At 59.5% G+C, this 12,164-nt stretch carries 9 protein-coding genes; 6 read left to right on the top strand and 3 right to left on the bottom strand.

Annotated features, from left to right (window positions below; translation table 11 throughout):
* Positions 1 to 42 precede the first annotated feature (42 nt).
* The 3 genes from ACA068_RS14545 (at position 43) to ACA068_RS14535 (ending at position 3,155) form a co-directional block, all read left to right on the top strand.
* Entirely contained in the window at positions 43 to 936 is an 894-nt protein-coding gene (locus ACA068_RS14545; protein ID WP_497310430.1) for a LysR family transcriptional regulator, read from the top strand.
* A 215-nt stretch (positions 937 to 1,151) separates the two neighbouring features.
* Positions 1,152 to 2,618, top strand: a complete 1,467-nt coding sequence (locus tag ACA068_RS14540) for a nucleobase:cation symporter-2 family protein (protein ID WP_497310429.1) — start codon at positions 1,152 to 1,154, stop codon at positions 2,616 to 2,618.
* A gap of 66 nt (positions 2,619 to 2,684) precedes the next feature.
* Complete coding sequence (locus tag ACA068_RS14535; RefSeq protein WP_497310428.1) at positions 2,685 to 3,155, top strand: LEA/WHy family protein; 471 nt, start codon at positions 2,685 to 2,687, stop codon at positions 3,153 to 3,155.
* Positions 3,156 to 3,292: 137 nt separating this feature from the next.
* Here the strand turns inward: ACA068_RS14535 and ACA068_RS14530 are convergent, their stop codons facing one another.
* Positions 3,293 to 4,216, bottom strand: a complete 924-nt coding sequence (locus ACA068_RS14530) for a carbon-nitrogen hydrolase family protein (RefSeq protein WP_497310427.1) — start codon at positions 4,214 to 4,216, stop codon at positions 3,293 to 3,295.
* An 85-nt stretch (positions 4,217 to 4,301) separates the two neighbouring features.
* Here ACA068_RS14530 and ACA068_RS14525 point away from each other — a divergent pair, with 85 nt between their 5' ends.
* On the top strand, positions 4,302 to 5,210 hold the full coding sequence (locus tag ACA068_RS14525) for a LysR family transcriptional regulator (protein ID WP_497310426.1): 909 nt from the start codon (positions 4,302 to 4,304) through the stop codon (positions 5,208 to 5,210).
* A gap of 8 nt (positions 5,211 to 5,218) precedes the next feature.
* On the opposite strand, the gene ACA068_RS14520 is transcribed toward ACA068_RS14525, so the two are convergent.
* Positions 5,219 to 5,470 carry a hypothetical protein gene (locus tag ACA068_RS14520; RefSeq protein WP_008155229.1) on the bottom strand — a complete coding sequence of 84 codons (252 nt, stop codon included), beginning with the start codon at positions 5,468 to 5,470 and terminating at the stop codon, positions 5,219 to 5,221.
* 164 nt (positions 5,471 to 5,634) lie between these two features.
* Here ACA068_RS14520 and ACA068_RS14515 point away from each other — a divergent pair, with 164 nt between their 5' ends.
* The gene (locus ACA068_RS14515) at positions 5,635 to 5,952 is read left to right on the top strand and encodes an ElaB/YgaM/YqjD family protein (protein WP_497310425.1); all 318 of its coding nucleotides are present in this window, start codon (positions 5,635 to 5,637) and stop codon (positions 5,950 to 5,952) included.
* Positions 5,953 to 6,048: 96 nt separating this feature from the next.
* On the opposite strand, the gene ACA068_RS14510 is transcribed toward ACA068_RS14515, so the two are convergent.
* Complete coding sequence (locus ACA068_RS14510; RefSeq protein ID WP_497310424.1) at positions 6,049 to 7,089, bottom strand: Ldh family oxidoreductase; 1,041 nt, start codon at positions 7,087 to 7,089, stop codon at positions 6,049 to 6,051.
* 227 nt (positions 7,090 to 7,316) lie between these two features.
* Between ACA068_RS14510 and ACA068_RS14505 the strand changes: the two genes are divergently transcribed.
* On the top strand, positions 7,317 to 12,152 hold the full coding sequence (locus tag ACA068_RS14505) for a dermonecrotic toxin domain-containing protein (RefSeq protein ID WP_497310423.1): 4,836 nt from the start codon (positions 7,317 to 7,319) through the stop codon (positions 12,150 to 12,152).
* Positions 12,153 to 12,164: the final 12 nt, after the last annotated feature.

Genomic DNA, 12,164 nt, shown 5'->3' with positions numbered 1-12,164 from the left:
TATCAAGTTTGTTAACCTGACTTTATTGCGGAGTAATGTTTGATGCTTGGTCAACTCCACGACCTCGACCTGCAACTGCTGCGCTTGTTTGTCCGCGTGGTCGAGTGCGGCGGTTTCAGCGCGGCGCAAGGTGAATTGGGTTTGAGCCAGTCGAGCATCAGCCAGCAAATGGCCAAACTCGAAACCCGGCTCGGCTATCGCTTGTGCAGTCGCGGCAAGGGTGGATTCCGGATCACGCCCAAGGGCGAACAGTTGCTGAGCGCAACGCGCGGGCTGTTTGAATCCATCGAAGCGTTCCGTCATCAATCCAACGGCGTGGCGGGTCGCTTGATCGGTGAAGTGCGTCTGGGCTTGTCGGAAGCCCTTGATCAATCGGTGCTGAAAAAAGTCGCCGATGCGATCCGGCGGTTTCGCGAGCGGGACGAATCGGTGCGCATCGAGTTGATGAGCGCCATGCCCGGCGACATGGAACGCTTGCTCCTGCAACAACGGCTGGACCTGGCGATCGGCTATTTCTCCCAAGTGCAAAGCGCGTTTGACTACCGCGAACTGTTTACCGAAACCCAACACTTGTATTGCGCCCCCGGGCATCCGCTGTTCACCGACGATGCGCCAGACGATCGGGCGTTGCAGGCGTGCGACCGGGTCGATCATCCCTATCGTTTTCTGCGCAGTGACGAGCCGTTTCAAGGCAAATTATGTTCGGCACGGTCCGAGCAGGTCGAAGGCACCCTCGCCTTCATCCTGTCCGGCAAGCATGTCGGCTATTTACCCGAACACTTTGCCCGCAGCTGGGAAGACAAAGACTTGCTGCGCGCCGTGCGCCGGGATGACATGAGTTTTGATGTGGCGTTTCATCTGGCGCGTCATCGCGCCCAGGTGCCGGGGGATGCACAGAAAGCCTTTGAAGAGGATCTGCTCGCCGCGTTTGCATGAAAACGCACGGACCTGTGGCGAGGGAGCTTGCTCCCGCTGGGCCGCGAAGCGGACCCCAAATCGGCTGACGCGGTGTTGAGTCTGTATTGCGACTGCTGCGCGGCCGAGCGGGAGCAAGCTCCCTCGCCACATCTCCGTGCGTATCGTTTGCCCTCGGTGCGCGCTGCTGGCATCCTGCGCCTCCATTTTTTGACCTGGCCCCTGGCGCTTTCCTCGTGACCTCATCCGAACACGCAAAACCCCAGCCCCGCTCCGATCTGATCTACGGCCTTAACGATCGCCCACACCTTAGCGCCACGGTCTTCGCCGCCCTGCAACATGTACTGGCCAGTTTTGTCGGCATCATCACGCCCACCCTGATCATGGGCGGTGCCCTTGGCCTGCAAAGCGAAATCCCGTACCTGATCAGCATGGCGCTGTTTGTCTCGGGCCTGGGCACGTTTGTTCAGGCGCGTCGGTTTGGCCCGATCGGTTCCGGCCTGTTGTGCCTGCAAGGCACCAGTTTCTCGTTCATCAGCGTGATTCTCAGCGCCGGGTTCATGGTCAAGGCCCGGGGTGGCGGCACCGATGAAATCCTCTCGACGATCTTCGGTGTGTGCTTTTTCGCCGCGTTTATCGAGGTGGTGTTGAGCCAGTTCATCGGCAAGCTGCGGATGCTGATCACCCCCGTGGTGACCGGCACCATCATTACCCTCATGGGCCTGTCGCTGATCAAAGTCGCCATGACCGACATCGCTGGCGGCTTCGGCGCAGCGGACCTTGGCGCGGCCAGTCATCTGGCGTTGGCGGCTCTGGTGCTCGGCACGATTGTGGTGTTGAACCGGGTCGATGTGCCGTTCTTGCGCCTCGGCGCGATTGTCATCGGCCTGACCCTCGGTTATGTCGTGGCGTGGTTGATGGGCGATGTCAATTTCGCCAGCCTGCCTGACGTACCGCTGATGAGCGTGCCGGTGCCGTTCAAGTACGGCTTCAATTTCGATTGGGTGGCGTTTGTGCCGGTGGCCGTGATTTTCCTGGTGTCGCCGCTGGAAGCCGCCGGGGACCTGACCGCCAACTCGATGATTTCCCGGCAACCGGTCAAGGGGCCGATCTACATCCGCCGGATCAAGTCCGGCCTGCTGGCTGATGGCCTCAACTCAGCCATGGCGGCGGTGTTCAACAGCATGCCGATGGTGACCTTTGCACAAAACAACGGCGTGATTCAGCTCACCGGCGTGGCCAGCCGCTACGTGGCTTTTTTCATTGCGGGCCTGCTGGTGCTGCTGGGGTTGTTCCCGATGATCGGCGCGGTGCTGCAATTGATGCCCAAACCGGTGCTCGGCGGCGCAGAGCTGGTGATGTTCGGCACCGTGGCGGTGGCCGGCATCAAGATCCTCGCCGAAGCCGGTCTGCATCGGCGCAACATGCTGATCGTGGCAATTTCCATCGGCATGGGGCTGGGGGTCGCAGCGGTGCCGGAAGTGCTGCGCGAGCTGCCAAAGGCGCTGCACAACATCTTCGAATCACCGATTACCGTCGGTGCGTTGTGCGCTATCGTGCTGAACATCTTCCTGCCCGAGGAGTTCATCGAGCTGGAAGAGGATGATTTCGATCCGGAAGCTTCGATCTTGCAGGTCATGGAAAACCCCGATGTCCCGGCCAAGGGTGAACCTGCACGGCCTGCGGCGGTCGCACACAGTTGAACCGCTAGAAAGGCTCGAGGGCTGAGCCGGTGGCGGGTCAGCCCTTTTCTTTATGAGAGCGTTTACATGCGCAGCGTCCACGCCATCATCCTTTCCCTGCTGTTGCTCTCCCTGAGCGCCTGCGCCCTCTTCCCCCATCGCGACCCGTTGAACATCAATGTCGTCGGGATCGAGCCGCTGCAAAGCCAGGACATGGAAGTGCGCTTTGCCGTGAAAATCCGCGTGCAGAACCCCAACGAAACGGCGATCGACTACAGCGGCGTGGCGCTGGATCTGGAGGTCAATGGCCAACCGCTGGCGTCCGGTGTCAGCGATCAGTCGGGCACGATTGCACGCTTTTCCGAAACCGTGCTGAGCGTGCCGGTGAGCGTTTCGGCGTTCTCGGTATTACGCCAGACCCTGGGGCTGAGCCAGACACAAACGCTGAACAACCTGCCTTACGTGCTGCGCGGCAAATTGGCCGGCGGCTTGTTTGGCACGATGCGTTTCGTGGACACCGGCAAACTGAGCTTGCCGGGGACAGCCGGAACTCGGTAGTACCGACAATGAGTATCCCCTGTAGGAGCGAGCCTGCTCGCGAAGACGGAGTGTCAGTCAATACATGTGTTTTCTGACACACCGCATTCGCGAGCAGGCTCGCTCCTACAGGGGTGATGCTGTTCAACCAGTGACGGTTATGCAGTGAAGCGAACGCCAGGCCTGGCGCGTTCATCGACGGTCAGCTCGAACACATCCGGGCGCGCGTAGTGACCGACGACATCGAAGTCATACCGCGCGCGGACCAAATCGTCGGTGTCTATTTCAGCGGTGAGCAACCCGACCCCGTCACGCAACGGACCCGCCAGAATGTCACCCATGGGCCCGACGATCACACTGCCGCCCGCAATCAGCGGCCGATCCGCCGGCCAGTTGGCGATCTCCACGCCCAAGGCTTGCGGTGAGTCCTGAACCTGGCAAGCGCTGACCACAAAACAACGGCCTTCATGGGCGATGTGGCGCATGCTGACCTGCCACATCTCCCGCTCGTCCACCGTCGGCGCGCACCAGACCTCGATGCCTTTGGCGTACATCGCAGTGCGCAGCAGCGGCATCATGTTTTCCCAGCACACCAGCGCGCCAATCCGCCCGACCTGGCTGTCGATCACCGGCAACGTCGAGCCATCGCCCTTGCCCCAGATCAATCGCTCGGTGCCGGTCGGCATCAGTTTGCGGTGTTTGGCGACCAGCCCGGCCTGCGGATCAAACAACAGCGCCGTGCAATGCAACGTGCTCCCGGCGCGCTCAATGACGCCGATCACCAGGTTGGCCCCGGTGCGGGCCGACAATCCGGCCAGTGCTTCAGTTTCGGCGCCGGGCACGTCGATGGCGTTGGCAAAATACCGGGCAAACGCTTCACGGCCTGCTGGCAACCGGTAGCCCAGTTGAGTGCCAAACGCCTCGCCCTTGGGGTAACCACCCAACAACGCTTCCGGCATGACCACCAGCGCGGCACCGGATTCGATAATCGCGTTTTCCCACGCAAGAATCTGTTCAAGGGTTTCGGCCTTGCCGCCGGGCGAGGCGCCGATTTGCAACGCTGCAACAATAGACTTGGGCATGGCGGTCACTCCGAAAGCAATGAGGTGTTGCTCATTCTGATGCGTCACCGGATCATGAATAAAGCCCGATTCACTGCTGAATGATATGAGCCAAATGAATATCACCACCGTTGACCTCAACCTGCTCAAAGTCTTCGAAGCGCTGCATGAAGAGTCCAGCGCCAGCCGTGCGGCGTTGCGCCTGGGCGTGACGCAATCGGCCGTCAGCGCGGCACTGCGGCGGCTGCGCGAGTTGTACGGCGATCAATTGTTCGTGCGCACCGGCCGTGGCCTGGCCCCGACGCTCAAGGCCAATCAGTTGAAACCGGTGGTGAGCGATGCGCTGAACAAATGCCGTCAGAGCCTGGCAATGGTCGATCCGGCGGCCAATCATTACGACGGACGTTCGGTCACGGTGGGTTTGTCGGATGATTTCGAGGTGGCCTACGGTCGGCGATTGATCGAAGCCATTGCGCGCAGTGCGCCGAAATTGCGCCTGATCTTTCGGCAAACCCACAGCCAGATCGTCGCCCAGGCATTGATGGAGCGCAGCATTGATCTGGCGATCACCGCGGGCGGGTTCAGCGAGCGGTTGCTCAGTCGCCAGGTGCTGGGTGAAGGCGGTTATCTGTGCCTGGTGGACCCACTTAGCCTGGCCCCAGGGCAACAGACCCACACGCTTGGGGAGTTCGTCGCCCGCGAGCACATCCTGGTGTCATCCGGCGGTTTCATCGGGATCACCGATGAGGGGCTGGCGGCGCTGGGACTGAGTCGGCGAGTGTGTGCCTCGACGACGCACTTTGCGGCGTTGCCACACTTGCTCAAGGGCAGTCAGGCGGTGGCGACCATTCCGGCCCACGCTGCTCAAAGCATTGCGGCGCTCTGCGGTCTGGCGCTGCTGCCCTGCCCTTTGGCGTTACCGCGCTACCCGATCGAACTGGGCTGGCGCACCAGCACGCAGCTCGATCCGGTGGTGTTGAAAGTACGCGAAGCCATTGTCGCAAGTTTTTCCTGAGGCGGGCCTTACTTGGCGGCCATCAAACGGTTCACTTCGCTGCGCACCATGTTGGCGAATTCCGGGGGCGACATACCATCGAGTTCGGCGCGGACCCATTCAGCCCATTTGCCTTTGCGCTTGGCACGCTCGCCAAACAACCGCGCGGCTTCGCCCTTGGATTTGCCAAGGTTGCTTTGCCAGAGGTCGAACAGACGGGATTTCTCATCTTCAAGCGCGGCGCGCTCAGCCAGGGGTTTGTCGGCCAGATTGAAGCTCATGGGAGTTACCTGCTGCGTAAAATAGGCGACATCTTACACTGTAGGACGAAATGTCCGACTCGGGATTTTTCCTCGGCGTACAGTCAATGCGCAAATTCGCTGCAACTTTTTCAGTCGCCGCAGACTCCATTGTTCACTGCCCATTTACCTGCAAGGAGTACCCAATGGCCCGGAAAACTGCCGCACAAGTTGCCGAAGACCAGATCAAGGATCAGGCATTCAGCGAACTTCAAGCCCTGATCGAAGAGTCGGAAAAACTGCTCAAAAGCAGCGCTTCACTGGTGGGTGAGGAAGCAGAGACCCTTCGCGGGCAAATCGCCCAGAAACTTCAGCAGGCCCGGGACTCGGTCAGCAGTGTGCGTGACCGCACCAAACCGGTGGTCGACGCGACCGAGACCTACATCGGTGGCCATCCATGGCAAACCGTGGCCATCTCAGCCGGGTTCGGCCTGGTGGTCGGGTTGTTGCTGGGCCGCCGTTAAACAGAATAACATCGAACCTGTAGGAGCCAGGCTTGCCGGCGAAGGCGTATTTGAAATCGTCTTCGCCGGAAAGCCTGGCGCCTACAAAAAATCGTTTCAGAGCCCTGCCAGTTCTCGCAGGTTTTCCAGCGTCTGCGCATTCAGCTGGATGCCTTGAGCGTTGGACTGAGCTCGCTGGTGATGACGTCGATCACCCGGCAGGCGCTTGAGCCCCACGCCGTGCATCTGACGGACCAGTTCCTGGCTGCGTTCGGCGAAATTCTGCCCGGCCGCCTTGCTCGGGTCGATCACGATCAACAGTTGGCCGGTCCACGGTGTTTTGGCCCCGGGATGATTCTTCCAATCGAACTCGAAGGAAAAATTGCCGCCGGTCAGGGCCGCTGCCAACAGCTCTACCATCATCGACAACGCTGAACCCTTGTGCCCACCAAACGGCAGCAATGCGCCACCCTCAAGGATCGCCTTCGGGTCCTGGGTCGGCTGGCCAAGGCTGTCCACGCCCATGCCCGCCGGCAAGCGTTCACCTTTTTGCGCGGCAATCTGCACATCGCCATGGGCAATGGCGCTGGTCGCCAGGTCAAAGACAATCGGATCACCGTCAGCCCGGGGCGCGGCGAAGGCAATCGGGTTAGTGCCGAACAGCGGCCGATCGGCGCCGTGGGGCACCACGCACGTCATGCTGTTCACTACGCTCAACGCCACTAGCCCTTCATAGGCAAACGGCTCGACATCCGGCCACAGTGCCGCGAAATGATGGGAATTGCGGATCGCCAGCACCGCAATCCCGGCGCTGCGGGCTTTTTCCACCAGCAGAGCCCGGGCGGCCGCAAGCGCGGGTTGGGCAAAACCGTTAGCCGCGTCGACCCGGACAAACCCCGAGGCAACGTCCTCGACCACGGGCACGGCCTGGCCATTGACCCAACCGCTCTTGAGTGTCGAGACATAACCTGGAATACGAAACACGCCATGGCTGTGGGCGCCATCGCGTTCAGCGCCGGCGCAGTTCAGCGCCAGGGTCTTGGCGACATCGGCGGAGGTACCGTGACGCAGGAAAATTTGCTCAAGCAATACAACGAGCGCGTCGAAATCGAGCGATGGGGTGGTCGAACTGACGGCCACTTCGGGCGTTGCGGTCATCTGAAGCTCCAGTTTTATTATTGAATACGGGCACCAGGGGAAACGAGGTTGCTCGGCAACCAACAGCAGACGTCGATTAAGCGCTGTTTTACCGGCGTTCTGTCAAGTCTCGAGCGCCTGTTCCGCTCAAGCAATATGTACCGCACCGAAGCACTCCGCTGACCTTAGTGTTTTTCCTCAACCAATAGCCTGCGATGGCCGCTGATTGCAGCCAATGAGGAAAAACCATGACTGAACCCGTAGAGCCCTATTTTTTCGAAGAAGCAGAACGCGCAGCCAATGCCAGGCAACGCGGCGAGCGCGAAAACGCGCTGAACTTCACCCTCGATGACCTTAAATGGTTGAAGCACGTCTATCTGGCCACCAACGCTGCCCGTATCGCGCAAAAAGATTCCATGCACGTCTGCCAACTGTTGCTGAAGGTGACGGGCAAAACGGATATTCCATTGGCCGGCGCCTTTGCCATGAGTCGGCCCAATGAGGGAGAGGTCACGCTCTACACACCGTGGAAGGGCTTGATCAAGTTGGCGGACATGGCCAGCCTCAAAAGCAAACTCAAACAATGGCTGGTGCAGGCCGATGGCAAGCGCGAGCTATTGCGCTTTCTCTCCATCGAACAACGCAGTGCTCTTCCCGTCGCCACCGCGCCCGACATTGCCACGAAAGACATCGAAGGCGCGGTGTTCCAGGACCAGCAACTGACCCTCGATAACAATCAGGAACAGAACATCAAGGCGATGAAGGCTGAGCTGCTGAAGACGCCAACCCTGCAATCGATGCTGGACGACACCCTCAAGCACGCGTTGCACAAGGCATTCCCCACGCTGGACCAGCGCCTGACCCGGCTCAAGAGTTTCGTGAAGACAATTTCCGCCTTCGACGGCAACGAAGACCTGCACACGATTTCCTCGATCCCCCTGAGCGATGCACTTCTGCACGTTTACCTGACCAATCAGTGGCCAGCCGGCGATTCAAGGGTCTTCGCCAATCCCGAGCACAGCGTGAGCAGCGACGCGGATAACCGGGCGTGGGCAAGCGCGGTGAAAGAAATCGCGCAGAGCTTCACGCCGCATTTGCACAGCCTGCTCGCCTTGTTCTGGAACACGCCCATGAGCACAGGCCTCTCCCGCTTGGCGTTTTTCACCGAGGGTTTGCGGGACACCTTTCACCTGAAGCTCCTGCTCCAGCGCCAGAACGGCATTTTAACCACGCAGGAATACCTGCGACTGATGAACGTCAGCCTCCCGCCTGACGCGCACGATCAACTTCGCATCGAGAAAATACGGGTGACCGGCCCCTTCAAGCATTTTGCGGAGCTGGCCTCGATCTTGATGATCGGGGGCACCAACACCCTGAGCTTTCTGTACTCCCCTTCCCGAGGCATCGAAGCGACGAGCAATCTGCCGGAGGTCAAGAAAATCGTGCTGGAAATGATGAAAACCGAAGGGCATGAAGACACCTTGCTCAATTTCATGTCGCTGGATGAACGCGCCACCTTTCTTGCATTGGAGCCGGTTGAGCGCCTGATTGATGGCAAACCGGTGATCGGCCCGGTGTTCAAACAGTTGATGGCCGACATCGTTGGCAAGCAACGGGACAACCTGTCCCATGCGCTGAGCCGCTTGCGCGAAAGTGAAGGTACGCTCGACCCCCATGCCTTGCTCGACAGCGCATTGGATATCCGGGGATTGATCGATCACCGTCTTCTCGCTCCCGACCCTTCAGGGCGCTGGAGTACACGCGTGGATCGGCGCGGCGGCGCGCAACCAGCCATCGTGCGCGCCGAGTCGGCCAAAGAGGAGCTGTCGCTGCTCAACTCCGTCGAGCAGGCGCTCGATCAACTCCTGGAAAAACACCCGGGCATCTCCACGGCAACTCGCACGATCGCGGACGCGGAGCGCGTCCTTGGGTCCTCAGTGGCGAGTTTGCAATCGACATTTACTCACACGCTGTCAACCGCATTGCGCAGTGAACTGAAGCTGCGGGCCGTGTCGCGCACGTTGGGTACGACGGAACAGGCGATCATCAAAACCGTGCTCGATAGCCCGATACACCTGCAAAGAGCGGCATTGAACGGTTTTTTGCCGGATGTATTTTCCCTGGCGCTGAAAGCCGGCGAGGCGACGGAGCCGTTGAAACTGGCCAGTTGTTTTGTGCTGACTGAACGAGGCGGCCTGGACCCTGTGCATTCGGGCAAGGCGATTTTGTGGACACCCGCGTTGGGCTTTGAAGCCTTCAAGGGGTTGACGCCGTTGCTGACCGAATTCGGTGAACGCCTTGCCGACGTCAACCATCGCTCAATGCTGCTGGAGAACCTTGGCCGCACCGAGCGTTTGCCTGGCCAGACTTACACGCTGGCGCCGCTGCAGCGGGTCTACGGGCACTTCCTTGATTATCTGCAAAAGCCGTATGTGCACCTGGACCAGGCGTGCCTGACCGATGCGCTGGCAACAAAGCTCTCCGCGACGCCTCTGACCAGCCTCCTGGATCTCGTTTCGCTGCGTAAGCCAATGACAGGGCTCGACCGTGCCATCGACATAGCGCGGTCACTGACGACCCGACAAAAGCTGCCAGCATGGCTGGCCCACGCGTCCGTGAAAGACCTGATAGTGCACGCCGAACTGCTTCAGCAATACCTCGACAACGTTAAAGACGACCAGGATTACCTGACCGGCATACGGTCACTGCAACGCACGGCACACCATGAACTTGAAAAACAACTCAAGGCAGACACCTTCAACATCGACCCAGACAACGTCCAGGTGCAAATCAGTGCGCGCCCGACATCAGCGGCCCGCACTCAAACACTGACCGACTTTGCCTTGACTCACCTCAAGCAGCTGGATCAGCTCCATTTCAAACTGGTATCGCTTGATAGCACCGTGATTCCCGAGGGCATGGACGAACGCTACATCAAAGATCTGATACGAGACCTCAATCCGGGTGAGCATCAGCAGAAAATAGTGAGCGAGGCCCTGGCTGACACCCCGGGGAACGCAGACCGCAGGAGGCGCTTCTACACACAATTGCCCTGGCAGTTGATGCACTACGCCCACGCGGAAAAACTGCAGGAGCGTCTGAGCGACACCGGGTTTGATCTGATCCGGCAAGTCATGGACATGCCTGACGCCCTCGCCCGTGCAGCGGTCGACGGTGCCCTCGCGTTCATCCGCCCGCTTGAGTTCCTCGGTATCAAGCTGGGCCAATCGATCAAAGTGCCCGGTGTCTATCTGATCGGCTCGACGACGGATCACACCGCCCCCCAGGTGCTGATTGCGCCTCACAGCCCCCTGCACGGAGTGAAAGAATATGAAAATGAAGCCCAACTGCTCACAGAACTGAAGACCCGCGGACCGTTGCTCGACTGGTTACTCCTGAATCTGCAGAACCCTGACCGGACGCTGCTGGAAACCCGGATGGCGACCACCCATCAACGCGTTGCCAGAGCCTCGTCGTCGAGCACCACCACGCTGGCCTCCAATCCGATCAAGGGGAACCTGTTCAAACACCTGCTAAATGACAACGCCGCCTTGCTGGGCCGTTTGCTCGGTTGCCAGTCCGATGACCGAAAACAGAGCGAATGGGCAACCATCAAGCAGGTGCTGGGCGAAGACCTGCACGAAGCCTGGTCGTTTTTCATGGGCAAACTCGCCTACCCGGAAACGGTGTGGCGCAGTTACCGCGACATCAAACAATCCGCCGAAGACCTTCAAACCCATAAATGGGGCGCCGCCATAAAAGCGTTCATCAGCGGCATGGCCGAACTCTCCACACTGCGCCAAACACTGGGGGATCAAACCCTGCTGTCTTCGACACCCGCCCCGCCGGCGCCGGAAAACCCCGATAACCGGCTCAAATGGCAGGACATCGATGTCACCGGCCCCGAGCGCACGAAACTCAAGCGCCACGAAAGCATCAATGTCGACCTGGGTTCGCTGACATCAGACGCAACGCTTGGGCTTTACACCCACCCGTCGACAAAACAGCACTACGGGCCGGTTGAAGGAAAGGTGTTTCCGGTCATCAAGCGCGGCAACCACTGGCGCATCGGCGACACACACACGCTGGGCCCTCGTCTGCGCCAGAACGAATCGAAGCAATGGCTGCTTGATGAGCGAGAGGCGCTTCGCTTCAGTCTGTTCGGACGATTGAAGACCGCAAGATCGGTTTTTGAAGGCATGAACGTCGATGCCGTAGGCATGTCGCGTATCCGTCGACTGTTTCCGCAGAAGGCCCGTCAGATTAACGAAGCGCTGGACCTGGCAACGACCTATGCCTGGAACAGCTATCGAAACCTGCAACTGCTCAAGTCCTCCGACGACACCGTCACGCCCGTGCACCAACTCATCATGGCTTTCCTCGGTGTGCAGCTCGTGCTGCCCGCCCATGTCGAGCAGATTGAAAAAGTCATCGGCGACGTTTTCGCAGCACTGCTGGAGCCATCACTGAGAAAACCGAAGTCCAGCCGATTTGCCGTCGGCAGGGTGACCGAAGGCGCACAAAACACATTTGCCTTCATCGTGGCGAGAGACACAAACCGAAGAATTCACCTTGCAGAAAAATTCTTCAATCCCCAATTCGACCACTACCGCCAACACCTGACCGACACGGCCTTCCCTATCCACACCCATGCCCGAGCAGTGACCTTGATTCATGAGCTGTCGCACATGGCCTGTAAAACCGAGGACATTTCTTATCTCGATCCCGGCAGACCGTTCACCGACTTGATCGGAACAGCCACTCCGCTCGCCACTGAACTCAAAAGCGCCTTGTCCGACATGCAGAAAACGGCACTTTCGATCCAGACCCCGTATACCCGGCTGTTCATGACCCTGGATCCTGATACCGGTGCGTGGGAAGATCCGGGCAGTACTTCTTTTGAAGAATCCGATCGGGTAAAGGACCATATTCTGGCGTTGACCGGCGCAGAAAACCTGAGCGGAGCCCGCGAAACGTTCAAGAAAAACCCACTGATCAGGCTGGACGTACAGTTGAGTAACGCCGACAGCGTGGCCTGGCTGGTCAGTCATTTGGGCCGTGAACTGCACGTCAGCACGCCCTGACGTCAAAAATAA

This window comes from Pseudomonas sp. LBUM1660 (assembly GCF_059695935.1).
This window is presented reverse-complemented; position numbering and strand designations above follow the sequence as displayed.